The 26,083-nt window shown below is 67.3% G+C and carries 17 protein-coding genes and 1 pseudogene; 12 read left to right on the forward strand and 6 right to left on the reverse strand.

Going from position 1 to position 26,083, the window contains the following annotated elements; translation table 11 throughout:
- Nucleotides 1-10 precede the first annotated feature (10 nt).
- A complete protein-coding gene (locus ORI27_RS19385; protein WP_265998669.1) occupies nt 11-4,048 on the forward strand; it encodes a bifunctional nitrate reductase/sulfite reductase flavoprotein subunit alpha in 4,038 nt (1,345 codons plus the stop codon).
- 35 nt (nt 4,049-4,083) lie between these two features.
- Here the strand turns inward: ORI27_RS19385 and ORI27_RS19390 are convergent, their stop codons facing one another.
- Together ORI27_RS19390 and ORI27_RS19395 are read right to left on the reverse strand one after the other, a co-directional pair.
- Entirely contained in the window at nt 4,084-4,521 is a 438-nt protein-coding gene (locus tag ORI27_RS19390) for an SRPBCC family protein (RefSeq protein WP_265998668.1), read from the reverse strand.
- Between the two features lie 61 nt (nt 4,522-4,582).
- On the reverse strand, nt 4,583-7,900 hold the full coding sequence (locus tag ORI27_RS19395; RefSeq protein WP_265998667.1) for an error-prone DNA polymerase: 3,318 nt from the start codon (nt 7,898-7,900) through the stop codon (nt 4,583-4,585).
- 185 nt (nt 7,901-8,085) lie between these two features.
- On the opposite strand from ORI27_RS19395, the gene helR reads away from it, so the two are divergent.
- From helR to ORI27_RS19410, 3 genes are all read left to right on the forward strand, one after another.
- Complete coding sequence (helR, locus tag ORI27_RS19400) at nt 8,086-10,290, forward strand: RNA polymerase recycling motor ATPase HelR (RefSeq protein ID WP_265998708.1); 2,205 nt, start codon at nt 8,086-8,088, stop codon at nt 10,288-10,290.
- 143 nt (nt 10,291-10,433) lie between these two features.
- Nucleotides 10,434-11,126: a DUF899 domain-containing protein gene (locus ORI27_RS19405; RefSeq protein WP_265998666.1), complete on the forward strand. Its 693-nt coding sequence runs from the start codon at nt 10,434-10,436 to the stop codon at nt 11,124-11,126.
- Nucleotides 11,123-11,848: a VIT1/CCC1 transporter family protein gene (locus tag ORI27_RS19410; RefSeq protein WP_265998665.1), complete on the forward strand. Its 726-nt coding sequence runs from the start codon at nt 11,123-11,125 to the stop codon at nt 11,846-11,848. Before ORI27_RS19405 ends, ORI27_RS19410 begins: the two co-directional genes overlap by 4 nt.
- 25 nt (nt 11,849-11,873) lie before the next feature.
- Here the strand turns inward: ORI27_RS19410 and ORI27_RS19415 are convergent, their stop codons facing one another.
- Nucleotides 11,874-12,743 (reverse strand): MaoC family dehydratase, encoded by an 870-nt coding sequence (locus ORI27_RS19415; RefSeq protein WP_265998664.1) that lies wholly within the window; start codon nt 12,741-12,743, stop codon nt 11,874-11,876.
- A gap of 90 nt (nt 12,744-12,833) precedes the next feature.
- On the opposite strand from ORI27_RS19415, the gene ORI27_RS19420 reads away from it, so the two are divergent.
- The 5 genes and pseudogenes from ORI27_RS19420 to ORI27_RS19440 all read left to right on the forward strand — a co-directional run bounded on the left by ORI27_RS19420 (nt 12,834) and on the right by ORI27_RS19440 (nt 19,562).
- Nucleotides 12,834-13,550 (forward strand): histidine phosphatase family protein, encoded by a 717-nt coding sequence (locus ORI27_RS19420; RefSeq protein ID WP_265998663.1) that lies wholly within the window; start codon nt 12,834-12,836, stop codon nt 13,548-13,550.
- 1 nt (nt 13,551) lies between these two features.
- Nucleotides 13,552-13,956 (forward strand): acyl-CoA thioesterase, encoded by a 405-nt coding sequence (locus ORI27_RS19425; RefSeq protein ID WP_265998662.1) that lies wholly within the window; start codon nt 13,552-13,554, stop codon nt 13,954-13,956.
- Nucleotides 13,957-13,987: 31 nt separating this feature from the next.
- Nucleotides 13,988-15,788: pseudogene (locus ORI27_RS19430) on the forward strand (SDR family oxidoreductase).
- Between the two features lie 59 nt (nt 15,789-15,847).
- Nucleotides 15,848-18,460 carry a helix-turn-helix transcriptional regulator gene (locus tag ORI27_RS19435; protein ID WP_265998661.1) on the forward strand — a complete coding sequence of 871 codons (2,613 nt, stop codon included), beginning with the start codon at nt 15,848-15,850 and terminating at the stop codon, nt 18,458-18,460.
- A gap of 25 nt (nt 18,461-18,485) precedes the next feature.
- The gene (locus ORI27_RS19440; protein ID WP_265998660.1) at nt 18,486-19,562 is read left to right on the forward strand and encodes a nucleoside hydrolase; all 1,077 of its coding nucleotides are present in this window, start codon (nt 18,486-18,488) and stop codon (nt 19,560-19,562) included.
- A 14-nt stretch (nt 19,563-19,576) separates the two neighbouring features.
- Here ORI27_RS19440 and ORI27_RS19445 read toward each other — a convergent pair whose 3' ends face one another.
- The gene (locus ORI27_RS19445; RefSeq protein ID WP_265998707.1) at nt 19,577-21,136 is read right to left on the reverse strand and encodes a DNA polymerase Y family protein; all 1,560 of its coding nucleotides are present in this window, start codon (nt 21,134-21,136) and stop codon (nt 19,577-19,579) included.
- Between the two features lie 31 nt (nt 21,137-21,167).
- Nucleotides 21,168-21,854, reverse strand: coding sequence for a hypothetical protein (locus tag ORI27_RS19450; protein ID WP_265998706.1), 687 nt, complete (start codon nt 21,852-21,854; stop codon nt 21,168-21,170).
- Nucleotides 21,855-22,061: 207 nt separating this feature from the next.
- Between ORI27_RS19450 and ORI27_RS19455 the strand changes: the two genes are divergently transcribed.
- Entirely contained in the window at nt 22,062-22,454 is a 393-nt protein-coding gene (locus tag ORI27_RS19455; protein ID WP_265998658.1) for a RidA family protein, read from the forward strand.
- A 120-nt stretch (nt 22,455-22,574) separates the two neighbouring features.
- Nucleotides 22,575-23,459 (forward strand): fructose bisphosphate aldolase, encoded by an 885-nt coding sequence (locus ORI27_RS19460; protein ID WP_265998657.1) that lies wholly within the window; start codon nt 22,575-22,577, stop codon nt 23,457-23,459.
- 9 nt (nt 23,460-23,468) lie between these two features.
- On the opposite strand, the gene guaA is transcribed toward ORI27_RS19460, so the two are convergent.
- A complete protein-coding gene (gene guaA, locus ORI27_RS19465; RefSeq protein ID WP_265998656.1) occupies nt 23,469-25,037 on the reverse strand; it encodes a glutamine-hydrolyzing GMP synthase in 1,569 nt (522 codons plus the stop codon).
- A 64-nt stretch (nt 25,038-25,101) separates the two neighbouring features.
- Between guaA and ORI27_RS19470 the strand changes: the two genes are divergently transcribed.
- Nucleotides 25,102-26,076 (forward strand): alpha/beta hydrolase, encoded by a 975-nt coding sequence (locus tag ORI27_RS19470; RefSeq protein ID WP_265998655.1) that lies wholly within the window; start codon nt 25,102-25,104, stop codon nt 26,074-26,076.
- The last annotated feature ends 7 nt before the right edge of the window (nt 26,077-26,083 follow it).

The raw sequence follows: 26,083 nt of genomic DNA on the forward strand, positions 1-26,083 counted from the left end.
TGAGAACGAGATGACATCCGCAGTACGGACCCTGTGTTCGTACTGCGGTGTCGGCTGCGGCATCGAGGTCCAGACCCGGCACGATGCCGAGTCCGGGATCGCAACCATCACCCGCGTCAGCGGAGACAAGTCGCACCCCACCAATTTCGGACGGCTGTGCACCAAAGGGGCCACCCACGCGGAGATGATGGCGGCTCGGGACACCAGACTCACCACCGCGCTCGTCCGGCCCGGACGCGACGAAGAACCCGTCGAAACCCCGGTGGACGATGCGGTGGCCGAAGTCGCGGATCGACTGCGCGCCATCATCTCCGAGCACGGCCCGGATGCTGTCGCGCTCTATGTCTCCGGCCAGATGTCGCTAGAAGCCCAATACCTGGCCAACAAACTGGCCAAGGGCTACCTGCGCACCGTCCACATCGAATCCAACTCCAGACTGTGCATGGCCAGCGCCGGGACAGGCTACAAGCAGTCGCTCGGCGCCGACGGGCCGCCCGGTTCGTACACTGACTTCGACTGTGCCGAACTGTTTTTCGTGATCGGGTCGAATATGGCCGACTGCCATCCCATCCTTTTTCTTCGGATGGCGGATCGGCTCAAAGCGGGCGCGAAGCTCATCGTGGTGGACCCGCGTCGCACTACGACCGCCGAAAAGGCCGACCTGCACCTGCCGATTCGGCCGGGGACCGATCTGGCGCTGCTCAACGGCCTGCTGCACCTACTCGTCGAGTCGCGCGACATCGACCACGAATTCATCGCCGAGCACACCGAGGGTTGGGAGGCGATGCCGGAGTTCCTGGCCGACTACCCACCGGCCCGAGTAGCCGAGATCACCGGGCTGGCCGAGGCCGACATCCGGCGCGCCGCCGCCATGATCGCCGATGCCGGCGAATGGATGTCGTGCTGGACGATGGGACTCAACCAGAGCACCCACGGCACCTGGAACACCAACGCCATCTGCAATCTTCACCTGGCGACCGGGGCCATCTGCCGGCCGGGCAGCGGCCCGATGTCACTGACGGGCCAGCCCAACGCCATGGGCGGGCGCGAGATGGGATACATGGGACCGGGTCTGCCCGGCCAGCGCTCGGTGCTGTCGCCCGGGGACCGTGAATTCGTCGAACAACAGTGGGACCTCGAGCCCGGCACCATCCGAAGTGATGTCGGCCCGGGCACGATCGCGATGTTCGAACAGATGGCGGCCGGCTATATCAAAGCGTGCTGGATCGTCTGCACCAACCCGGTTGTCAGCGTGGCCAACCGGGCAACGGTGGCCGCCGGCCTACAGGCCGCGGAACTGGTCGTCACTCAAGATGTTTACGCCGACACCGCGACCAATCGGTACGCCGACATCGTCTTGCCGGCCACACTGTGGGCGGAAGCCGACGCGGTGATGGTGAATTCCGATCGCACTCTGACACTGCTCGCCGAGTCGATTCCACCGCCAGGGTCGGCTCGACCCGACTGGGAGTTGATCTGTGACGTCGCCGAGCAGCTCGGATTCGGCGAGGCGTTCTCCTTCAAGAGCAGCGAGGAGATCTTCGACGAGATCCGCCGGTTCGCGAATCCGAAGACCGGCTACGATCTGCGCGGCGCCAGCTACGAGCGGCTGCGACAGGGTCCGTTGCAGTGGCCGGTCCCACCGGAACCAGCTGGCGGCGACACCGGCCGCAACCCGATCCGCTATCTCAACGACGGTGTCAGCCAGGAGCTTCACGTCGATTCCAACGGCTACCGTCCGCGCCTGGCGTTTCCGACCCCGTCACGGCGTGCGGTGTTCCACCCGCGCCCGCATCTTCCCGCCGCCGAGCTGCCCGACGACGACTACCCGACGATCCTCAACACCGGTCGGTTGCAACACCAGTGGCACACAATGACCAAAACCGGCCGGGTGGACAAGCTCAACAAGCTCAACGGCCAGCCGTTCATCGAGATCCACCCCGATGACGCGAAGGCCACGGGCATCGTCGATCGCCAGCCCACCGAAGTCGTCTCGCGGCGGGGACGCGCGGTGCTGCCGGCGGTGATCACCGACCGGGTGCGGCCCGGCAACTGCTTCGTCCCCTTTCATTGGAACGACCAGCAGGGCGAGAACCTCACGATCAACGCGGTGACCAGTGACGCCGTCGACCCCGACTCACTGCAGCCGGAGTTCAAAGTGTGCGCGGTCCGGCTGCGGCCGTTACCTATTGACAGCGCGCCACCCAGTACTCACCCGCTCGCCCTCGCCCTGGGGATCACCGAGGCAGCCCCGGTTCTCGATGACGATGAGATGACCTATCTCGCCGGATTCTTGGCCGGGGTACCGAACAGCCAGGCGGGGGTCCCGGTATTGCCCGCGTCGGCTCCGGTGAGCCGCAAGGCGCGGCTGTGGATCGACGGCATGCTCGCCGGAGCACACTCGCGCGCCGGGGTAGGCGGCTCGGTCGAGGACGACACCGACGGCTCACTGGTGATCTGGGGATCGCAGACCGGCAACGCCGAAGAAATCGCCGCACAGTTCGCCACCCGACTGGGCGGCAAGCCGCGCCTGGTCACGATGAACGATTGCACCCTCGACCAGCTGACGACGGCATCGCAGGCAATCGTGGTGACAAGCACATTCGGTGACGGCGGCCCACCGGACAACGCCTCAGACTTCTGGGATCGCATCACCGCGACCGACGCGCCGGAACTACCGAAGCTCCGGTACGCGGTGCTCGGGATCGGCGACCGCTCCTACGACAACTTCTGCGGCTATGCGAAATCGGTGGACGCCCGACTCGCCGAACTCGGCGCGACCAGGTTGACCGACTGCACGGTATGCGAAATCCACGACGAGGATCCGGTCGTCGACTGGACTGAGCGGGTGGCGGAACTCATGCGCGAAGCCGGCGGCGCCACCCTCGCGACCTCCGCACCGGTCGGCGTGACTGTCACCAAGGCGGCGGGGCCGTTCACCCGGTCCGATCCGATCTTCGCGCCGTTGAGTCGTAACGTCCGGCTCACGCCGGAGACAGCTGAAAAGGAAGTGCGCCAGTTCGGATTCGACATCTCCGCCTATGACGTCGGCTATTCGGTCGGCGATTCACTGGGTATCTGGGCCGCCAACAGTTCGCACTCCGTCCAAAGCTGGTTGTCGGCAACCGGCCTCGATCCAAACGCGGCGGTCACCGTCGACGGATCCGAACGGAGCCTGCGAGACGCATTGACCTGGGCCTACGATATCTGCCGGGTGACGCCCGATCTGCTCTCCTTCGTGTCCGAGCACTGTGGCGACCCCTCGGCCGCGCAGATTCTCGGCGCCCCACGCCCCAAGCTCGACGCGTGGCTGACCAACCGCAACGGGCTGGATCTGGTCCGGGAGTTCACCGTGCGGGCCGACCCGGCCGAATGGCAGACCGCGCTGGTGCGGCTGGCCCCGCGCCAGTACTCGATCTCGACCAGTCCCCTGGTTCATCCGCATGAGATCGGGCTGACCGTATCGGTGGTCCGCTATCGCGGCAGCGACGGAAGCCCGCGCGGCGGGGTCGCCTCGACTTTCCTTGCCGATCTTCCCGACGACACCCGGGTCCCGGTGTTCCTGCAACGCTCACCCAACTTCAGGCCGCCACAGGATTCGCAGACCCCGATGATCATGGTCGGTCCCGGTACCGGGATCGCACCGTTCCGGGGCTTTCTGCAGGAGCGCCGCGCACTGGGGCATACCGGACGCAACTGGCTGTTCTTCGGCGACCAGCATCGTGCCCAGAACTTCTACTACCGCGAAGAGCTCGAGCACATGGTGAGCGACGGCCTGCTCAGCTATCTCGATCTTGCGTTCTCCCGCGATCAGGATCAACGGATCTACGTGCAGCACAAGATGATCGATCAAGGTGCCGAAGTGTGGCGCTGGCTGGCCGAAGGTGCGCACTTCTATGTGTGCGGTGACGCGGCGAGGATGGCCAAGGACGTCGACGATGCCCTTGTCAAGATCCTCCGGACACACGGCGGGATGTCGAATCAAGTGGCCGCCGACTACAAGCGTGAAATGGTGGCAGAGAAGCGGTATGTCCGCGACGTGTACTGAGCGGGAACTCTTTTCGCGGTGGTAGCACACCGACCTCAGGCCAGGATTGCGGCCAACGTATGCCAGCGACGATGCCGGTGGGCAAAGATCACCTTGATGAACAACCTGGTGGCGAAGCCGATCACGCCGTCGTCGACCTCGATCTCGTCGGTGTAGCGACAGCGGTGTTCGTCGATGGGAACAAACGTGAGCCGGTGGTTCCAGGTTCTGATGGGTCCGCCGTGTTCGTTGGTATAGAGGACCAGATCGTCGAGCTGCTTGATTTCGATGTGGTGCGTCCAGGACGGGATGATGCCGAACCACCACAGCCGTGCCGAGGCGCTCGCTCCGACGTCAAAATGCTCGGGGGCGACCAGCCTGGGCAGTTGGACGATGGGGCTGAGCACGAACCGCATGAGTTCCGGTTTGCGCGCGAGCGCCGCCGCGGTCTGCGCCGGGAGCGGCAGCTCGGTGCTGACCGCGACGGTGCCCATCAGGGGTACCGGAAGGTCGTCACCCGAGTAAGGGTAGCCAGATAAGTCAGGGGTGTGTGGGCTACCTGAAATCCCTGGAGCGGGAACTCACCTTCATGGTGATACGACCCATCCGCTCGGCCACCACCGTCACCGCTCCGGTGGCGTTTTGCACCTGCCCGCGGATCAGCAGTGCGGATGCGGTCTGAGCCAGTTTGCGATGACGGGTCCACACCCCCGGAGTGCACAGCACGTTGACCATGCCGGTTTCGTCCTCGATGTTCATGAACGTCACGCCCTGTGCGGTGGCGGGCCGCTGCCGGTGCGTCACCGCCCCGGCGATCAACACCCGGCTGCCGTCGGGCACCTCCAGCAGCCGGTCGGCCCGGATCACCCCCATCGCGTCGAGGTCTTCGCGCAGGAACTGGGTCGGGTAGCTGTCCGGCGAAATGCCGGTGGCCCACACGTCGGCGGCGGCCAACTCCACCTTGGTCATGCCGGGCAGGGTAGGCACGTGTGACGACGAGCCGACACCGGGCAGTCGGTCGGGGCGCTGGGTGGCCGCCGCCCCGGCCGCCCACAGCCCCTCCCGGCGGGTGATCGAGAAGCAGGCCAACGCCCCCGCGGTGGCAAGTGCTTCGGTTTGTGGCACCGAAAGCTGCACTCGCCCAGTCAAGTCCAGCAATGAGACATACCGGCCGCCGGCCTCGCGTTCGTCGACGATGCACTGGGCCAGTTCGTCACCGATATGGCGCACAGCACCCAATCCCAGTCGCACATCCAAGCCGTTGTTCTCCAGCGTGGGGTACGCCAGGCTGGCGTTGACATCGGGTCCACGCACGGCGACGCCGTGCCTGCGGGCGTCGGCAACCAGCGACTGCGGCGAGTAGAAACCCATCGGTTGGGCGCGCAGCAGCGCGGCGCAGAACGCTGCCGGATGATGCAGCTTGAACCACGAGGAGTAGTACACCAGCGATGCGAAGCTCAGCGAATGACTCTCCGGGAAACCGAAGTTGGCGAAGGCTTCCAGTTTCTCGTAGATCCGTTCGGCCACCTCGCCGGTGATACCGTGCCGCTGTGCCATCCCGGCATAGAATCGGTCCCGCAGCCTGCGCATCTTTTCGGTGGAGCGCTTGGACCCCATCGCCCGGCGCAGCTGATCGGCTTCGGCAGCCGAGAACCCCGCGCAGTCCACCGCCAGCTGCATGAGCTGTTCCTGGAACAGTGGAACCCCCAAAGTCTTGCGCAGTGCAGGTTCCATCGACGGGTGGTCGTAGGTGACGGGCTCCAGGCCGTTGCGGCGCTTGATGTAAGGATGCACCGAACCACCCTGGATGGGCCCGGGCCGGATCAGCGCCACCTCCACCACCAGGTCGTAGAACACCCGCGGCTTCAGCCGCGGCAGAGTGGCCATCTGGGCCCGCGACTCCACCTGGAACACCCCGACGGAGTCGGCCTTCTGCAACATCTCGTAGACCGCCGGCTCGGCGAGATCCAGCCGAGCCAGGTCAACCTCGATGCCCTTGTGCTCGGCCACCAGGTCGATGCAGTAGTGCAGGGCTGAGAGCATACCGAGGCCGAGCATATCGAACTTCACCAAACCAATTGCCGCACAGTCGTCTTTATCCCACTGCAACACGCTGCGGTTCTCCATGCGGGCCCACTCCACCGGGCACACATCGGCGATCGGACGGTCACAGATCACCATTCCGCCGGAATGGATGCCCATGTGCCGCGGCAGGTTCTTGATCTGGGTTGCCAGCTCGACCACCGCCGCGGGGATGTCTTCGAGATCGGGTTGATCGGCCACTCCGTCCGATTGCTGCTCTCGCGGCGTGTGCCAGTGACTGATCTGCTTGCTCCAGGCATCCTGTTGCCCCTGGGAGAAACCGAGCGCACGTGCCATGTCGCGTACCGCACTGCGGCCCCGGTAGGTGATGACGTTGGCGACCTGTGCGGCGTAATCGCGGCCGTAGCGGTCATAGACGTACTGGATGGCGTTTTCCCGAAGATCCGATTCGATGTCGATGTCGATGTCGGGTGGCCCGTCGCGGGCCGGGGACAGGAACCGCTCGAAGAGCAACTCGTTGGCGATCGGGTCGACGGCGGTGACGCCGAGTGCATAGCAGACCGCGGAGTTGGCCGCCGATCCCCTACCCTGGCACAGGATGTCGTTCTCCCGGCAGAACCGGGTGATGTCGTGCACCACCAGGAAGTAGCCCGGGAACTTCAAAGCGGCGATGATGTCGAGTTCGCGTTCGATCTGGGCGTAGGCCTCCGGTGCGCTGGGACGCGGCCCGTAACGTCGGCCGGCACCCACCATCACCAGCTCGCGCAGCCAGCTGTCCTCGGTGTGTCCATCGGGTACGTCGAAGGGCGGCAGCTGCGGAGCGATCAGCGCCAGCCCGAAGGCGCACTGCTCGCCGAGATCGGCTGCAGCGCTGACGGCCTCGGGATGGCTGGCGAACAGCTCGGCCATCTCGTCACCGGAACGCAGATGCGACCCACCCAGCGGGGCCAGCCAGCCCGCCGCTTCGTCCAGCGACTGACGCGCCCGGATCGCCCCCATGGCCATGGCCAATCGGCCGCGACTCGGCTCGGCGAAGTGGGCTCCGGTGGTGGCGACGACACCGACGCCGAACCGCGGCGCCAGCGCGGCCAGTGCGGCGTTGCGTTCGTCATCGAGTGGATCGCCGTGGCAGGCGAGTTCGATACTGATCCGATCGTGGCCGAAGCGGTCCACCAGGTTGGCCAGCGCCACCGCCGCCGCCTGCGGTCCGCCTTCCGAAAGGGCCTGCCGGACATGACCTTTACGGCAGCCGGTAAGAATGTGCCAATGCCCGCCCGCGGCCTCGGTCAGCGAATCGTAGTCGTAGCGCGGCTTTCCTTTCTCGCCGCCGGCCAGATGCGCGGCGGACAGCTGGCGGGACAGCCGACGATAGCCCTCCGGGCCGCGGGCAAGCACCAGCAGGTGTGGACCGGGCGGGTCGGGCAGTTCGGTGCGGGCGGTATTGCCCAGCGATAGTTCGGCGCCGAAGACGGTGCGCATGTTGAGCTCCTTGGCAGCCTCGGCGAACCGCACCACCCCGTAGAGGCCGTCGTGATCGGTCAGTGCGATGGCCCGCAAGTCCAGCCTCGAGGCCTCCTCGACGAGCTCTTCCGGGGTGCTGGCCCCGTCGAGGAAGCTGTAGGCAGAATGCGTGTGCAGCTCGGCATAGGGCACAGCCGAGCGCACCGGGCGCTCCCCGGCCGATTCGTAGGGTTCCCGACGCCGAGACCAGGCCGGGCTGTCGCCGCCGTCGGCGTGCGGTTCCCCCAGCGACTGGCCGGGCCGGCGTGGCTTGCCGTTGAGGACCCGTTCCATTTCGCCCCAGCTGGGCGGACCGTTGAACCAACTCACCGGCCAAGTGTATCGAACATATGTTCTATATGCGGCCGGCGAGCCGGATGAGGACGAAGATGGGTGTGCCTGAAGAACCCGGCAAACTGTTGCCCCATCGACCCACCACCGGCACATCCGGCAAGTCCGGGATCCGTCGGAGCACACCCGCTGATCAGACTACGAAATTGAGGGAAACCGACGCCATGTCGACTCACGCCCACGAGCACGAACTGCAGTCCGAGCGAGACTATCTGGCCGGGCTCTACGAATGGCTCGACGGCAAACGCATGCGAGTCAAGGCGCAGTATCGCTCCGCGCTAGGCGGGCCGATCGATCTGCAGGACGGCGGCACCCTGGTGGCCCGGGACGCCGAGGTGCGGACTCTGGCCCAGGCAGTGGCCCGGTTGGACGTGGCCGACCACGGACTGTGCTTCGGGCGGCTGGACGCCATCTCGGGTGAACGCCTCTACGTCGGCCGCATCGGCATCTTCGACCAGCACAACGACCACGAACCGCTGCTGCTGGACTGGCGGGCACCGGCCGCCCGCGCGTTCTACGTCGCCACCGCTGCCAGCCCCGAGGGCATGCGCCGGCGTCGCCAGTTCCACTCCCACGGGCGACGACTGGTCGATTTCACCGACGAGGTTTTCGGCCGCCCCGACCCCGACGCCGGCGACGACAGCCCCTTCAGCAGCGACGCGGCCCTGCTCGCGGCGATCAACGCGCCGCGTGGTGAGGGCATGCGCGACATCGTGGCGACCATCCAGGCCGAACAGGACGACATCATCCGACTCGATCACCCGGGCGTGCTGGTGATCGAGGGCGGGCCCGGCACCGGCAAGACCGTGGTGGCACTGCACCGCGTCGCCTATCTGCTGTACACACAACGGCAGCGGATCGAACGCCACGGGGTGCTGGTCGTCGGACCCAACCACGCGTTCATCAACCACATCGGCCGCGTGCTGCCGTCCCTGGGCGAGTCGGAGGTGGTGTTCATGACCGTCGGTGACCTCGTCCCCGGCCTGCATGTCACCGCCGAGGATGCCCCGCACGTCGCCCGGATCAAGGGCTCTCGCGCGATGCTCGACGTGCTGGCGGCGGCGATCACAGACCGCCAACGCCTGCCCGAACATCCCCTAGAGATCCCGTTGGCCGACGTCACGATGCACCTCGCGGCCGACACCACCCAGTGGGCGATCGACGAAGCGCGCGCAAGTGGGCTGCCGCACAACGCAGCCCGTTCGGTGTTCCGGGACATCGTCACCTATGTGCTGACCGAGCGCGCGATCGCCCGGATCGGCCGTGGCTGGCTAACCCGCAACAATCGTGACGCGTGGGAGAAGGTGCGCGCCGATCTACTCGCCGATCTCGACGACAACGACCGGTTCGTCGCCGCACTCGACGAACTCTGGCCGGTCCTGACTCCGCAAGATCTGTTGTCCGACCTGTACACGTCGGCCGAACGGCTACGCGCGGCCGGTGCCGACCCGGCGCTATGGCGGGAAGTCGGTGACGCCTGGACAACCTCGGACGTGCCACTGCTCGACGAACTGATCGACATGCTTGGCCGCGACAAAGCGACCGACGATGCCGCCGAACAGGCACTCAAGGAAGAAACCCGATATGCCGCAGGTGTTTTAGAGAATATGGTCGCCCACGAGGATCTGATGGACGACGAAGACCGCCTGCTCGCGCAGGACTTGATCGACGCCGAGGGCCTCGCCGAGCGCTTCGTAGAGCGTGACACCCGTGATCTTGCCGAGCGGGCCGCCGCCGACCGGAACTGGACGTACCGCCACGTCGTGGTCGACGAAGCCCAGGAGCTCTCGGAAATGGACTGGCGCGTACTCATGCGCCGCTGCCCGAGCCGGTCCTTCACCGTGGTCGGCGACCTGGCGCAACGCCGCTCGATGGCCGGGGCGACGTCGTGGGCCGAGATGTTGGAGCCGTATGTGCCCGGCCGGTGGGTGTACCGGTCGCTGACGGTGAACTACCGCACCCCCGCCGAGATCATGGCCGTCGCGGCGGCGTTGCTCGCCGACTTCGCGCCCGATGTCCGGGCACCGGAGTCGGTACGCGCGTGCGGCATCCGCCCCTGGTCACGACGCGTCGCCGCGGACCGCCTATCGGACGCGATCGAGGAGTTCACAGCAAAGGAAGCCGGCCGGGACGGCACCAGCATCGTAATCGGGCCGCCATACGTGCCGGGCGCGGTCGCGCCGTCGGAGACCAAGGGCCTGGAATTCGATGCGGTGCTGGTGGTGGAGCCCGACCGTATCCTCGCCGATGGCCCGCGTGGAGCGGCTGAGCTGTATGTCGCCCTCACCCGCGCCACCCAGCGGTTGGGCGTGTTACATCACCAACCACTGCCCGCTGCGCTGGCCGGACTCGCCGAATCCGGCCGGTAGTTACCACGTGCCACATGTCTTTGTCCGGAACACCGGAGTGGCAAGGCGGCACAGGGCCACAGCAAGCGCGGCTGGGTCCCGATGACTAACGGCGGCGGGGCGAGTCAATCCTTGTGACGGAACCCGACGACAAGGAGCCCCCCATGTCCGCCCTGCCCCCGGTAGTCGACCAGCAGACCTGGCGCACCGCACTCGACGAACTACGCACCCGGGAAAAGGCCGCCACCCGCGAACTCGATGCGATCGCCGCGCAGCGCAGGCGGCTGCCGATGGTGCGGATGCCCGAGTACACCCTGATCGGCGCCGACGGGCCCGTCTCGTTGGCGGAGGTGTTCGGCGGGCGTTCCCAGCTGATCGTCTACAACCACATGTGGACCGATGGTGAGGAATGGCAGTGCCCGGGCTGCACCGGGTTCACCTCACAGTTCACCCGGCTGGAGTTTCTGGACAACTACGACGCCCGCTTCGTCATCGTCACCAACGGACCGATTAAGGAAGCCTTGGCTTACAAGGTCAAGGTCGGCAACAAGATGGACTGGTACTCATCGTCGGACAGCGCCTTCGGCGCCGACGTGGATGCCGCGCCCGGAGCAGGATTCGGGGTCAATGTCTTTCTGCGCGAAGGCAATACCGTCTATCGCACCTGGCAAACCAACGGCCGCGGTACCGAACAGCTCAGCCATTCGTTCGCGCTCATCGACCTGCTGCCGTGGGGCCGACAGGAGGAGTGGCAGGACTCGCCGGAGGGCTGGCCGCAGCGCCCGACGTATTCCGGCTGGGCCGGCTCGCCGGACATCGCGCGGTACTACGGCGAAGGTTCTACGCTGCACACGTGACAACGCCGCCAGACCAGCCCACTCACCCCTATGAGCCACACCACGGAGCATTCGGAAGCCGACTGAACTGGCTGCGCGCCGGGGTGCTCGGAGCCAATGACGGGATCGTATCCACCGCGGGAATCGTCGTCGGCGTCGCCGCGGCCACCATCGACCGCGCGCCGATTCTCACCGCCGGAATCGCGGCGCTGGCCGCCGGAGCGCTGTCGATGGCCGTCGGTGAATACGTGTCCGTCAGCACCCAGCGCGATTCCGAGAAGGCGATGCTCAAAAAGGAGCGCCGCGAGCTGGAGACCCAACCCGCAGAGGAACTCGACGAACTCACCGCGCTCTACGAGGCCAAGGGTCTGTCCCCCGCCACCGCACGCACCGTCGCCGAGGAACTCACCGACCACGATGCGTTCGCCGCGCACGTCGACATGGAACTGCGTCTCGATCCCGACGAGTTGACCAACCCGTGGCACGCCGCGATTTCGTCAGCATTGGCTTTCACGGTCGGCGCTTTGCTCCCGCTGCTGGCGATCCTGTTGCCGCCGCCGTCGACGCGGGTACCCATCACTTTCGTCGCGGTGTTGATCGCGCTGACGGTCACCGGCTGGCTCAGCGCGCGCCTCGGCGGCGCGAACCCGCAACGGGCGATCTACCGGGTGGTGATCGGCGGTGCGCTGGCGATGGCGATCACGTTCGGCATCGGCCACCTCGTCGGCGGTGCGGTCGGTTAGCCCGTCGGCGCGACAGCGCCGCGAGTCAAACCGTGTGTTCGGCCGAACCGTCGTCGAGCACGATCCGGGCGTTGGCGCCGTCCGGGCCGCTGGCCTCGGTGCGGTAGACCGCTCGTCCCGGCTCGGTGCGCCAGATCGAGGTCGTCAGCGTCTCGCCGGGGAACACCGGCGCCGAGAACCGCGCACTGACCGCGGTGAGCTTCGCGGCATCGTCGCCGGCGAGCTCGGAAAGCAGTGCACGCCCGGCGAATCCGAAGGTGCACAGCCCGTGCAGGATCGGAGTTTCGAAACCGGCCATCTCCCGGGCGAACCAGGGATCGCTGTGCAGCGGGTTGCGGTCGCCGGAGAGCCGGTAGATCAATGCCTGATCGCCACGGGTGGGCATGGCCACGCGAGCGTCGGGTTCGCGATCGGGGAATTCCGGGGCGGGCGGACGCTGCCCCGGCTGTCCACCGAAACCGCCTTCGCCGCGGATGACCGCGGTGGACAGTGTCTCGGCGATCAGTTCGCCGGTGGCCGGATCGGTGCCCCGGCCGCGCATCACGATGATCGCGTTCTTGCCCTCACCCTTGTCCTGGATGTCGGCAACCTCGGAGACGACCGACAGCTCACCCGAGGCGGGCAATGGCGCGTGCAACCGGATCTCCTGTGATCCATGCAGCAACATGCCCCAGTTGAACGAGCCCACCTTCGTGGCGGCCCCGAATGCCGGGCAGCAGATCACGGCGAACGTCGGCAGAACCTGTTGGGCGATGTCGTGGCTGTTGTCGGTGGTGAAGGACAGATCGTCGGTGCCCGCGCCCACGCCGAGCGCGTAGAGCATGGTGTCACGGTCGGTCCACTGGTTCCGCTGAGCTTCGGTGACCGCTCCGATTGCCGTGGGGTCGATGGGCATGCCGCACTCCTGGGTCGTGGTTGGACAAACTTCATCGTCGCATTGCCGGAATCGCGTCCACCACGCTGGTGGACAGGGCACGCTGAGACCATGCACGGACCGCATGTCTCCCGCACCCGGACCCTCGTCGCGACCTTCGCCGCGCTGTTGGCAGCCGTTCTGCTCGGCGCCTGCAGTTCGTCCACGCCGACCGAGCGCACGATCACGTTGACGTTCATCCGCCACGCGGAATCGGAGGCCAACGCCGACGGCGTGATCGACACGTCGGTGCCCGGGCCGGCACTGACGTCGACTGGCCAGAAGCAAGCCGCCGCGCTGGCCGAGCGACTGAAGGGCAACGGCTATGACGGTGTCTACGCCTCGAAGATGGTCCGCACCCAGCAGACCGCCGCGCCGATGGCCAAGGAGCTCGGCAAACAGGTGACCGTTCTGCCGGGGCTGGACGAGATCTCGGCGGGTTGGTTCAACGGCGACTCGGTGGAGAGCGCCGCCCGGACCTTCATGGTGGCGCCGGCCGACTGGCTGCGCGGCGACACCAGCTTCAGCATCCCGGGATCGGTGAGCGGCAACGAGTTCAACTCCGAGTTCACCGCGGCCGTCCAGCGCATCTACGACAGCGGCAACAGCAAGCCGGTCGCCTTCTCCAGCGCCGCCTCGATCATGATGTGGACCTTGATGAATGCGCGCAACGGCAAGGACAGCCTGGCGACCGATCACCCGCTGCCCAACACCGGCCGGGTGGTGCTCACCGGCAGTCCGGTGACCGGGTGGACGCTGGTGGACTGGGACGGGATCACCCAGTTCTGAGATGGAGCCGGACAGGTTCGGCATGCCGCTGCGGGTGCGGTACGTCGAATGCGACATGCAGGGCCGGGTGTTCAACGGCCACTACCTGACGTGGGTCGACATGGCCCTCAATGAGGCCGTCCGGCACATCTTCGGCGATTATCAGACGCTGATCGACGGGGGTATCGATTTCGTCGTCGCCGCGGCCGAACTGCAGTTCCGCCGGCCCGCGCACTTCGACGACGACCTGATGGTGGGCGTGGGATTCGATCCCCTGGGCCGCACGTCGTTGCGCAGCACCTACCGGATCCGTCGCGGCGAGGAGCTGATCGCGGAGGCGGCGATGATTCACGTGTGTGTCGACGCGGCGACGTTGGTGAAGCAACCGTGGCCGGAATGGTTTCGGGAAAGGATCGGACAGGGTTGACCGCGACCCGATCGCCGATCAAAGATGAGCAATGCGCTATGTCGTTACCGGCGGTACCGGGTTCATCGGGCGCCGGATCGTGACTCATCTGCTCGACCGCGACGACGACGCCGAGGTGTGGGTCAACGTCGACGACCCGTCGGCGCAGGCCCGCTTCGCGTTGCTGGCGGCGGATAGGGGTCCCCGGGTACGTGCCCTGTCGGCCGGTTCCGCCCCGGCCGGCGCCGACCACGTCGTGAACTGCAGACTGGCCGACACCCGGGCGGCCCTGAGTCTCAGTCGCGAGTTCGACGCCACCTTGCACCAACTCTCCTCGATCGCGGTGGCCGGTGACTTCGCCGGGGAATACACCGAGGACGATTTCGACGTCGGCCAGCAGCTGTCCAGCCGTCAGCAGCGGGCCGCGTTCGAGGCCGAGCAGCTGGTGCGATCGGCATCCGAGGTGCGATTCCGCATCTTCCGGACCGGTGTGGTGGTCGGCGACTCGAGCACCGGCGAGACCGACCGGATCACCGGGCCCTACCACGTCTTCGGACTGCTGGCCCGCCTCGCCGGACTGCCCCCGATGACTCCGGTGCTGCTGCCCGACATCGGCCGGATCAATGTCGTCCCGGTCGACTACGTCGGCACCGCGTTGGTCGAACTGATGCACGCTGAGAACCGCGACGGCGATACCTTCCACCTGACGGCGCTCGAGCCGATCGGGCTGCGGCAGATCTACCGCGGGGTGGCCCGCAGCGCCGGATTGCCGTCGCTGCGGGGTGGGTTGCCCCGGCGGGTGGCCGAACCGCTTCTGGAGGTGCGCGGTCGCGCGAAGGTGTTGCGGGACATGGCGGTTACACAGCTGGGCGTGCCACCCGAAGCCATCGAGAGCCTCGAGACGGCCGCGGTATTCCGATCGGATCAAACCCGGGAAGCGCTGCGCAGCAGCGGGATCGAGCCGCCGCCATTCGCGACCTATGCCCCCGCCCTCTGGCGGTACTGGGCGGAGCAGCTGGATCCCGAACGCACCCGTTCCGGCGACTCGGACGGCCCGCTGGTGGGCAGGCACGTGATCATCACCGGGGCGTCCAGCGGCATCGGCCGGGCGTCGGCCGTCGCGGTGGCCGCGCGTGGTGCCACCGTGTTCGCCCTGGCGCGCAACAGCGCGGCACTGCGGGAGCTCGTCGAGGAGATCGAAGCCGACGGCGGCCGGGCGTTCGCCTTCAGTTGCGATGTCACCGACACTGAATCGGTCGAGACGACGGTCGCCGACATCCTCGGCCGGTTCGGCCATGTCGACTATCTGGTCAACAATGCCGGTCGCTCGATCCGGCGGTCGGTCAACGCCTCGACAGACCGGTTACACGACTACGAGCGCGTCATGGCGGTCAACTACTTCGGCGCGGTCCGGATGGTGCTGGCGCTGCTGCCGCACTGGCGGGCACGCCGATTCGGCCACGTGGTCAATGTGTCGAGTGCCGGTGTGCAGGCCCGCAATCCCAAATACAGCACTGGTGCGGACGCCGATGATCGCACCGTCGGGACGGCTGAACCCGGTGCCGCCGATCAGCGCCGAACACGCCGCGGCGATGGTGGTCCGCGCACTGGTGGACAAGCCGGTGCGGATCGATACACCGCTGGGGACCCTGGCCGACGCCGGACAGTACTTCACCCCGAAACTGGCCCGCCGGGTGCTCCATCAGCTCTATCTGGGCTATCCCGACTCACCGGCCGCGCGTGGCGAGGCTCGACGCCCCTCGGCGCCGTCCCCGCGCCGGCCGGTGGTACGGCTTCGCGCCCCTCGCCCGGTCAAGCGGGTCGTCCGACTGGTGCCCGGGGTGCACTGGTGAGCTCGACCGGATCCCGGCGAGAGTCTGCGGCGGGCGGACTCGCCACTTAGGCTGCTCGCATGGCGTCGGCTTGGCAGCTACTGGAGCGGCCCGCCAAGCGCGAGGTCATCAAGTCCGCGCTGTCCGACAGCGAAGTCTCCGGGGTGGTGATCACCGGCGCCGCCGGCGTCGGCAAGACGACTCTGGCGCGCTCGGTCACCGCATCGCTTCCGGGCCGCGTCCGGTGGGCGGCCTGCACCGCGTCCTCCGCCAGCATCCCACTCGGGGCTTTCGCCCAGTGGGTCAAACCCACCGACGCCCGCGATCCGATCGAACTCCTCGTCTCCGCGCGGCAGTCCTTGTTGGCGGACGGACCTGTGGTGATCGGCGTCGACGACGCCCATCTACTCGACCAACTGTCGGCCACGCTGCTGCACCAGATCGCGGTGGAACGCACCGGGTCAATCGTGGCGACCGTGCGCAGTGGCGAGCCGGTGCCCGATTCGGTGGTGACCCTCTGGAAGGACGGCTACCTGCGTCGCATCGACTTGGAGCCGTTCAGCCTTGAGGAATGCACCGCCCTGGTCGAGTCGGTCCTCGGCGGCACCCTGGAAGAGCTGAGCGCCAACGTGATCTGGTCACAGTCGGCGGGCAACCCGTTGTTCCTGCGCCACATGGTGGAGGCAGCGCTGGAGTCGGGAACCCTGAGCGAAGTCAACGGGGTCTGGCAGCTACGCGGGGCGACCACGGTGTCGTCCGGCCTGGCCTCGCTGCTGGAGACCCGCTTCGACACCGCCGACCCGGGAGCCGTCACGGTGCTGCGATTGCTGGCGCTGTGCGAACCGCTGGACATCGACGCGCTGGTGGAGCTCGCCGGCGAGCAGGCGGTCGATGCCGCCGAGAAGGCGCAGCTGATCCGGATCGACCGTGACGGGCCGGGTCTCAACGCACGGATCAGCCATCCGCTGTATGGCGATGTGGTGCGCCAGCAGATCGGCACTGCGTCGGCCCGGATGCTGCGCGGCAAGATCGTCACCGTACTCAACCGGCACAAGCCGACATCGGCGGCCGGCCGGATCCGGCTTGCGCAGCTGTATCTGGATAGCGACCAAAGCGCCGACACCCGCCTGCTGGTCGCAGCGGCCAAGGATGCGGTGTCGCTTGCCAACGCCCCACTGGGTGAACGGCTGGCGCGCACCGCATTCGAGCGCGGATACGGAATGCGAGCCGCCCATCTGCTATCCAGGGCGTTGCTGTGGCAGGGCCGGCCCCGCGAGGCTGACGAGATCTTGGCCCACTTCAACCCCGATGACCTCGACGAGGCCCAGCTGTTGTTGTGGGGCATCCCTCGGGCGTCGATCTTGTTCTGGTCGCTCGGAGAGGTGGCCCGCGCCGACGAGGTCATGGAGCTGCTTCGGACTCGGGTCAGCAACCCGATTCTTCGGCCGATGGTGGATGCGGCCGATGCTGCCTTCACGATATTCGAGAACAAGCTGCCCGAAGGTCTGGCGATGGCCGAGGCGGTGCTGGCCAATCCCGGTGCGCCCGAACAAGCGGTGGAGACGGCCGCATTCGCGGCCGGACTGGCCATGCCGTTGACCGGGCGTGGCTGCGACTTCACGGCGATCACCGAACGCTGCTTCGACACCCAGAAGTCCACCGACGGCCTGATCCGGATGATCGCCCGGTACGGCGAGGTGCTGGCACTGGTGTACACCGGCGAGCTGGACAAGGCTGAAAAGCGGGCGGTGGCCTATGGCGAGTTCTCGTCATCCGGAGAGTTCCTCGGGTGGGCGATCGCCAAGATGATGGCCGCCGTCGTGGCGACCGCTCGGGGCAGGTTCGCCGAGGCGATCCCGACGATCGAACAGGCGCTCGCCGCGCTCAACGCAGAGAACTCGCTGCCCTGGCGGTTGCCCGGCCGGCTTCTGCTGGCCCGCGCCTACGCCGGCTCGGGCCGCCCTGACGATGCCGACCGGGTACTGGCCGAGGCCGCCGAACATGCCGGTGTCACAGTGGCGTTGTTCGACCCTCAACTGCTGGCCGTCAAGGCGTGGATCGCCGCCGCGCGCGGCGGCGGACGCCGAGCCATCGAGCTGTCCCGGTCAGCCGCCGACGCCGCGCACCGCAGCGGCCAGTACGCGGTGGAAGCCGAGGCATTGCACGACGCGACGCGGTTCGGTGACCGCAAACTGTCCCTCCGGTTGAAGTCGCTGGCGGCGGTTGTCGACGGTCCCCTGGCGCAGCTTTATGCCCGCCACGCGGCCGCGGTGGCCTGCGCTGACGCCGATGCCCTGGACGCGGTCAGCATCGATTTCGAACAGGCCGGGCTGCTGCTGTCCGCCGCCGACGCCGCCGCACAGGCGGCCGGAGTCCACGGGCAGCGCGGTGCCCGCCACCGGGAGATCGAATCTGTCAGCCGCGCAATGCGTCTGGCGGCGGAGTGCGGCGGCACCTCCTCCCCCGCGATCCGGGGTGCCGCACGGCCGTTGCCGGTGACCTCGCGTGAACTCGAGGTCGCCGAGTTGGTCGCCGCCGGCGCGTCGAATCGGGAGATCGCCGACCAGCTGTCGGTGTCGGTCCGCACCGTCGAAGGCCACGTATACCGGGCCTGCCTGAAACTCGGTGTGTCCGATCGCGATGGGCTCGCTGCCATCATCCGGGATGGCGGGCAGCGCTCTTCCGGAAGTTGATGCCGGGGCGGGTATCCTTACCGCGATGACTGTCGGGGAAGACCAGGCCGTTGCGCTGCCCGTTTTTGCTGATGTGGACACCGGCGTCGATGACGCGATGGCGCTGGTGTACCTGCTGGCCAGCCCCGACGCCGATCTCGTGGGAATCGCGTCCACCGGTGGCAACGTCGCAGTGGATCAGGTGTGCCGCAACAACCTCGGGCTGCTGGAGCTGTGCCGAACCGGCTCGATTCCGGTGTCCCGAGGCGCCGATCAGCCGCTGAGCGCCGCGATGCGCACCGCCGAGGACACGCACGGCCCCGCTGGACTCGGCTACGCCGAACTGCCGGTACACACCCGCGAACTCACCGATTATGACTCCGCCGAGGCATGGGTGCGCGCCGCCCACGCCCTTCCCGGCGAGTTGGTCGGTCTGGTCACGGGGCCACTGACCAACCTCGCGCTCGCGGTGCGCGACGAACCCAACCTGCCGTCGCTGTTGCGGCGGCTGGTCATCATGGGTGGTTCGTTCGACTACCGCGGCAACACCACCCCGGTGGCCGAGTGGAACATCAGCGTCGACCCGGAGGCCGCGGCTGAGGTGTTCGACGCATGGGGGCGGGCCGCGGATGCCAAAACCATTCAGCCACATCAGCTTCCGATCGTATGCGGACTGAACCTGACGGAAAATGTCGCCTTGACGCCGGCGATCCTCAGCCGGTTGGCCGGGGCCTCGGAAACCGCCACGACAGCGATGAGCGTGCTCGATTCCCGGGGTACCCGGTCGACGGCCGACAACACGTTGATCCGTGCGCTCGAGGACGCGATGCGGTTCTACTTCGAGTTCCACTTCGATCAGGGTGAGGGCTTCCTGGCGCATCTGCACGATCCGCTCGCGGCGGCGGTGGCTCTTGATCCCGGTCTGGTCCAGACCAGGGCGACGACCGTCGATGTGGAGATCACCGGGACCCTGACTCGCGGCATGACCATCGCCGATTGGAGCCGGCGGTGGGATCGGGAGCCGAATGCGCACGTCGGCGTGGGGGTCGATCCGGCTGAGTTCTTTGATCGATTCATCGAGCGGGTGGCGCCGTTCGCACGTCGGCTGAAAGCCGACATATAAGCGGTGCGGCTGGCTCATTCGTAGACCCCCTCCAGATACCACCGGCGCTGTCGGTAGCACAGCAGCAACGCAACTCCCGCCTCACCGGACTGGTTGTCCACCAATACCTGGACACGCGCGGTCCGGCCGGTCCGCGACGACTGTTCGCCCTGATCCCACCACCGCTCATCCACCGACCACGGCCCGGCCCACCAACGCAACGCTCCGCGGTAGCGGTGACCCGCGCCGTCCAATCGGGCCGGTTCTGCGGTGAACATCCCGCGCCCGGTCACTCGAACCGGATTACCTTGGGCATCAATCAATTCCACCGGTTCATCGAGGATTACCGCCGGGGCGGGTTCGGGCAATTGGCCGGGCCAGGGCCGGTCCGGGTCGGCCTGAGGTGTCAGCTCGTCACCGAGCGGAGTCAAGGTGATGCGTTCGGCGGGGCCGCGGCCGCCGGACAACACCGGCAGCTGGACGGCCTCCTGCCCCAACAGGCCCTGCACCCGAACCAGTGCCCGGCGGGCGCGCAACCGGTCTTCCTCTCCAATACCGCCCCACAATGGAAGCTGAAGCGCTTCTGCGGAAACAACTTCCACCGGCTGCAACCGCAGCATCGTCACCGGAGAGTTCGGCCGGTCGTCCGGGTTGCGCCGATTGAGCCAGCCGTCGAGTTGCCAGCGCACCCGGTCGGCGGTGGCGTCTTCGGTCAACGGTTCGGCGCACCGCCACACTCGGGTCAGCTCCCCGCCCCCCGCGGTGAGGGCATGGATGGCAAGTCGGGTACATCCCACACCCGCCGCCTCCAGGCTTCGGTGTAGGGCACTGGCCAACGTCCGGCCGGCAAATGCGGCCGAGTCGACCCGGTCGACCGGCGGGTCGCAGTGCAGCACCGCATCGAGGTCGGCGGCCGGCTCGCGCCCTGACGGCCCACGTACCGGTTCGCCGCGGGCGAAGCGGTGCGCGACCACCGCGTCGGCTCCGAACCTGGAGGCAACATCACTGCGAGAGAGCGACGCGAACTGGCCAAGATTGCGGATACCCATGCGCCACAAAAGATCAGCCAATTCTTCTCGGCCAGGACCAGACAGGCTGGGCTCGCCGGACAGCTGGCGGATGGACAACGCCGACAGAAACGCGGCGTCCCCACCGGGCTCGATCATCCGACCGGCGCGGGCGGCAAAAACGGCCGTCGGCAGCTGATCGGCAATACCCACCTGACATTCGGCGCCCGCGGCGGCGACGGCATCAACCAGCCGCTCAGCCGCGGCCGGTTCGGAACCGAAAAAACGTGCGGCGCCGCGGACCGACAGCACCAGCAGCCCCGGGCGCAGCACCTCCGCGCGTGGCACCACCTCGTCGACCGCTGCCGTCACCCCCTCGAAGTAACGGGCATCGCGAGCCGGGTCGGCGGTGACCACATGCAGCCGCGGACAACGCGCCTGCGCCTCGCGCCGGCGCAGGGTGCGGCGTACCCCGACCGCGCGGGCGGCCGCCGAACAGGCGATCACCCGGTTGGCCAGGGTGACGGCAATCGGAGCGGTGGCAGGCAGACCGGCCGCCGCCGCCGCCGCCACGGCGGGCCAGTCCATGCACCAGATCGCCAGCGCCCGGCCGGTCACATCAGCTCACCCTGGACCGTGTCGCGCGGCCGTGCGCCCGGACCGACAACCGCACCCGGCCGATACGGCCGGAGCCCGACACCGGCGCGCTCCCGAGGCCCGCGGTGATCTCATAGCCACCCACCCGCGCATCCAGGCGCATCGTCGCACCCTGCCAGTCCCCCCGCGCAATCAGCAGGGTGCAGCCTTTCTGCCTGGCCCGGGCCACTACCGCCCGCGCCCGGGTGGCGGTCACCGTCCGGCCCGCCAGGCCGAGCACCACCAGATCCATCCCGTCCATCAGCACCGCGGCCACCTCCACCGGATCGGTACCCGGGTCCGGGATCACCGCCAACCGGCTCAGGTCCGCACCCATCTCCACGGCGGCCAGCAAGCCGAAGTCCGGCACCCCGACGATCGCCACGTGACCACCGCCCACCGTCACCGCCGCGGCCATGCTCACCGGCAGGGAACGGGCCCCCGACGCCACCACGATCGCACCCCTCGGCAACCCGGTGGGCAGCGCTCCCGCCAGCGATTCGGGGATTGGCAGCAAACTTTCCGAGGCCGGCAACACCCCATTCGCCACATCCGTAACAGCCGGGGTGGCGCCGACCCTCCCCGGCACCGCCGCCATCTGACGTCGAAGCTGTTCAAGCTGCTCAGCACGGTTTTGCTGACGCTTCCCCAGGGCAATCGCGGCCACCATCGCCCACCTCCAGCTGCGATCAATCTGCACCATGTTCGAATATATGTTCGATACAGGAGTAAACACCCACCCCCCGACAGCGTCAAGCGATCGAGGACTCGGGTGCAGACCTCCGAAAAGGATCGGTTTCAGCTCGCCCCACAGCGAATGGCGGTCCGATCAGGGAGGATCTGACCTGTTGAAAGCCGGCCAGGGAAGGTAGCCACGATGGGCACTCCGAAATTCATGATGTTCGATGCTGCCCCCGAAGCCTGCGCGCCATATAGCCACGCAGTCGAAATCGACGGCTGGCTCTGGATAACCGGCCAGATGCCCAACTATGCCGACGACACCAAACCGCTGCCAGAAGGTATCGAGGCCCAAACCCACAACGTGATGCACAACCTGCAGATCGTGCTCGGTGAGCTGGGGATCGGATTGGGCAACGTGGTCCAAGCCCGGGCCTTCCTCACCGAGTTCAAGCGTGACTACGAGACCTTCAACCAGGTCTATGCGTCCTACTTCGAGCCCGGCAAGTTGCCGGCTCGCACCTGCATCGGTGTCACCGCACTGGCGCTGGATGCGCTGGTCGAAGTCGATTTCGTTGCCCGTAGGCCCTAGGGCCCATCACGCTCTGAGCGTTCTACGACCTGCCCCCGGGGCCACCCGGCCGGACTTCGGCCTGGCAGCATGCATACAGGTGGCACATCCCAACGACGGGAACCACGGGGAAGGATGACAATGAACGCCGACCAGGCCAGCAAGGTCACAGCTGGAAACGGATTCGTTGCCGCTCTGGACCAGAGCGGCGGCAGCACACCCAAGGCGCTGAAGCTCTACGGCATCGCCGAGGACCAGTACTCCGGCGATGAGCAGATGTTCGATCTGGTGCACCAGATGCGCACCCGGATCATCACCAGCCCGAGTTTCGACGGTGACCGGATCATCGCCGCGATCCTGTTCGAGATGACCATGGACCGCGAGATCGAAGGTCGCCCGACCGCCGACTACCTCTGGAACGTCAAGAAGGTCGTGCCGATCCTCAAGGTGGACAAGGGCCTGGCCGCCGAACAGGACGGCGCTCAGGTGATGAAGCCCATCGACGGCCTCGACGATCTGCTCGCCCGCGCGGTCGACAAGGGCATCTTCGGTACCAAAATGCGCTCAGTCATCAAGCTGCCCGGCGGCGGGCTGGATGCGGTGGTCGACCAGCAGTTCGAGATCGCCCGCCAGATCCTGGCGGTCGGACTGGTACCGATCATCGAGCCGGAGGTCGATATTCACTCCCCCGAAAAGGGCGAGGCCGAAGATCAGCTCAGGGCCTCAATCCTTCGCCAGCTGGGTGCCCTCGATGCCGACCAGCAGGTGATGCTCAAGCTCACCCTGCCCGAGACCGACAACCTCTACCGCGACCTCGTCGAGCATCCCAACGTGATGCGGGTGCTCGCGCTGTCCGGCGGCTATTCTCGCGCCGAGGCCTGTGAACGGCTGGCCCGCAACCACGGCGTCATCGCCAGCTTCTCCCGGGCGCTGACCGAGGGCCTGACCGCTGCGCAGAGCGACGACGAGTTCGACAAGACCCTGGACGAGGCGATCTCCGAAATCGCGGCCGCTTCGAGGACTTAAGGTCTGCAACTACTCCCACTCGATGGTGCCGGGTGGCTTGCTCGTGACATCGAGCACCACCCGGTTCACCTCGGGCACTTCGTTGGTGATGCGGGTGGAGATGCGCTCCAGCACCTCATAGGGCACCCGCGTCCAGTCGGCGGTCATCGCATCCTCGCTGGACACCGGCCGCAGCACGATCGGGTGACCGTAGGTGCGTCCGTCACCCTGCACACCGACCGAACGGATGTCGGCGAGCAGCACCACCGGGCACTGCCAGATCTGGGCGTCCAGACCGGCTGACGACAACTCTTCGCGGGCGATCAGGTCGGCGCGACGCAACGTATCCAGCCGCGACGCCGTCACCTCGCCGACGATCCGAATACCCAGGCCGGGTCCCGGGAACGGTTGGCGGGCAACAATTTCCTCCGGCAGGCCCAGCTCACGCCCCACCGCACGCACCTCGTCCTTGAACAGCAAGCGTAACGGTTCGACGAGCTTGAATTTCAGATCCGCCGGCAGGCCACCAACATTGTGGTGGCTCTTGATGTTCGCCGTCCCTGTGCCGCCGCCGGACTCGACGACGTCGGGATACAACGTGCCCTGCACCAGGAATTCGATCGGGTGGTCATCGGAGTCACCTTCGGCCAGCAGATCTCGCACCGAGCCCTCGAACGCCCGGATGAATTCCCGGCCGATGATCTTGCGCTTGCCCTCCGGGTCGTGCACGCCGGACAGCGCCTGCAAGAACCGTCCTTCGGCGTCTACTGTCACCAGCCGGGCACCGGTTGCCGCCACGAAATCCCTTTGCACCTGCGCTCGTTCACCGGCTCGTAGCAAGCCGTGGTCGACGAAGACACACGTCAGGCGGTCCCCGATGGCCCGCTGGACCAGTGCGGCCGCCACCGCGGAGTCCACGCCGCCGGACAGCCCGCAGATGGCCTTACCATCGCCGATCTGCTCGCGCACCTGCTCGATCAGGCTCTCGGCAATGTTGGCCGGCGTCCAGCGGGCGCCGATTCCGGCGAAATCGTGCAGGAATCGGCTGAGGATCTGCTGGCCGTGCGGGGTGTGCATGACTTCGGGGTGATACTGCACGCCGGCCAGGCGACGGGCCCGGTCCTCGAACGCGGCAACCGGGGCGCCTGAGCTGACGGCCACCACCTCGAATCCCGCCGGCGCGGCGGTGACCGCGTCGCCGTGACTCATCCAGACCGGCTGTTTGCCAGGAAGTCCCGAATGCAGTTCGCCGCCAAGCACTTCCAATTCGGTGCGACCATATTCGCTGGTGCCCGTACGGGCGACGGTGCCGCCGAGCGCCTGGGCCATGGCCTGAAATCCGTAGCAGATGCCGAAGACCGGCACGTCGAGGTCGAACACCGCGGGATCCAACTGCGGTGCGCCGTCGGCATACACGCTGGCCGGTCCGCCGGAGAGCACGATGGCCTGCGGATCCTTGGCCTTGATCTCCTCGACGGTGGCAGTGTGTGGGATGACCTCGGAGAACACCCGGGCTTCCCGAACTCGTCTTGCGATCAGCTGGGCGTACTGGGCACCGAAGTCGACCACCAACACGGGACGGGGCGATGGGGATGTCACGGGTACTGAGTCTAGTGCGCCGGATCGGCCGACCGGCTCACCCTCCGCAGGTAGCCTCCCGCTGATGAGAGCCTTGCCACTAGCCGTGGCCGGGGCGGGCGCCGCACTGGCGTTGCGCCGCTATCTGTCCGTGCGTGATGACCTCGCCGCCGTGCCGGCGGAGTTACGCAGTCCGTTGCTGCCGATGATGGCCGTCGACACCACCGCCCGGTCGGTGACGCTCGCCAGGATTGTCGGCCGTATTCCCATCCCACCCGGCGCGGGGGTCACCCTGACCAAACGCCGCATCGCGGGGCGACTGGTGCTCGTGCTGACGCCGGCGACCCAGAATCGCGCGGCGGTGCTGTACATCCACGGCGGCGGGATGGTGGTGGGCTCCCCGCAGTCAGAGATCAGGGGCGCCGCCGCGCTCGCGCGCGAACTCGGCGCCGTCGTCGTCTCCCCCGACTACCGGCTGGCACCGGAACACCCGTTCCCCGCTGCCCTGGACGATTGCATGGCGGCCCTCTACTGGATCCGGGAAAGCGCTGACGAGCTGGGTATCGATCCGGACCGCATCGCTGTCACCGGGTCCAGCGCCGGTGGCGGACTCACCGCCGCCGTCGCGCAGCGCGCCCACGATGAGGGAATCGTCTTGCGGGCACAGGCAATGGCCTACCCGATGATCGACGACCGCACCGTACTGCGCGCCGACCACGACGGACGCGGCCGATTCCTGTGGACTCCGGCGTCCAATCGGCTCGGCTGGACCGCGTACCTCGGCCGCTCACCGCGCGAGGCGGACGCACCGGAGTACGCCGCCCCGGCCCGGCGAGAAGACTTGTCCGGCCTGGCGCCGGCATGGATCGGTATCGGCGACCTTGATCTGTTCTACGACGAATCGATCGACTACGCCGATCGGCTGCGGACCGCGGGCGTCGACTGCGAGCTGGTGACCGTACCGGGGATGTACCACGGCGCCGACGGCCTGGCTCGCAAGGCCCCGGCGATGCGCGCGTTCCGGCGCGGCGTCAGCGAGTTCTTACGCAACCACCTCTGAGGCCGGG

The organism is Mycobacterium pinniadriaticum (assembly GCF_026242045.1).
GTDB lineage: Bacteria > Actinomycetota > Actinomycetes > Mycobacteriales > Mycobacteriaceae > Mycobacterium > Mycobacterium pinniadriaticum.

Bases quoted from the DNA above. Each gene is read 5' to 3' on its own strand.
- ORI27_RS19425 (WP_265998662.1), top strand. From the start codon at position 13,552: ATGGAGCCGGACAGGTTCGGCATGCCGCTGCGGGTGCGGTACGTCGAA.
- ORI27_RS19405 (WP_265998666.1), top strand. From the start codon at position 10,434: ATGTCCGCCCTGCCCCCGGTAGTCGACCAGCAGACCTGGCGCACCGCA.
- ORI27_RS19415 (WP_265998664.1), bottom strand. From the start codon at position 12,743: ATGCCCATCGACCCCACGGCAATCGGAGCGGTCACCGAAGCTCAGCGG.
- ORI27_RS19460 (WP_265998657.1), top strand. From the start codon at position 22,575: ATGAACGCCGACCAGGCCAGCAAGGTCACAGCTGGAAACGGATTCGTT.
- ORI27_RS19390 (WP_265998668.1), bottom strand. From the start codon at position 4,521: ATGGGCACCGTCGCGGTCAGCACCGAGCTGCCGCTCCCGGCGCAGACC.
- ORI27_RS19445 (WP_265998707.1), bottom strand. From the start codon at position 21,136: ATGGACTGGCCCGCCGTGGCGGCGGCGGCGGCGGCCGGTCTGCCTGCC.
- ORI27_RS19420 (WP_265998663.1), top strand. From the start codon at position 12,834: ATGCACGGACCGCATGTCTCCCGCACCCGGACCCTCGTCGCGACCTTC.
- helR (WP_265998708.1), top strand. From the start codon at position 8,086: ATGTCGACTCACGCCCACGAGCACGAACTGCAGTCCGAGCGAGACTAT.
- ORI27_RS19435 (WP_265998661.1), top strand. From the start codon at position 15,848: ATGGCGTCGGCTTGGCAGCTACTGGAGCGGCCCGCCAAGCGCGAGGTC.
- ORI27_RS19440 (WP_265998660.1), top strand. From the start codon at position 18,486: ATGACTGTCGGGGAAGACCAGGCCGTTGCGCTGCCCGTTTTTGCTGAT.
- ORI27_RS19385 (WP_265998669.1), top strand. From the start codon at position 11: ATGACATCCGCAGTACGGACCCTGTGTTCGTACTGCGGTGTCGGCTGC.
- ORI27_RS19470 (WP_265998655.1), top strand. From the start codon at position 25,102: ATGAGAGCCTTGCCACTAGCCGTGGCCGGGGCGGGCGCCGCACTGGCG.
- ORI27_RS19450 (WP_265998706.1), bottom strand. From the start codon at position 21,854: ATGGTGGCCGCGATTGCCCTGGGGAAGCGTCAGCAAAACCGTGCTGAG.
- ORI27_RS19455 (WP_265998658.1), top strand. From the start codon at position 22,062: ATGGGCACTCCGAAATTCATGATGTTCGATGCTGCCCCCGAAGCCTGC.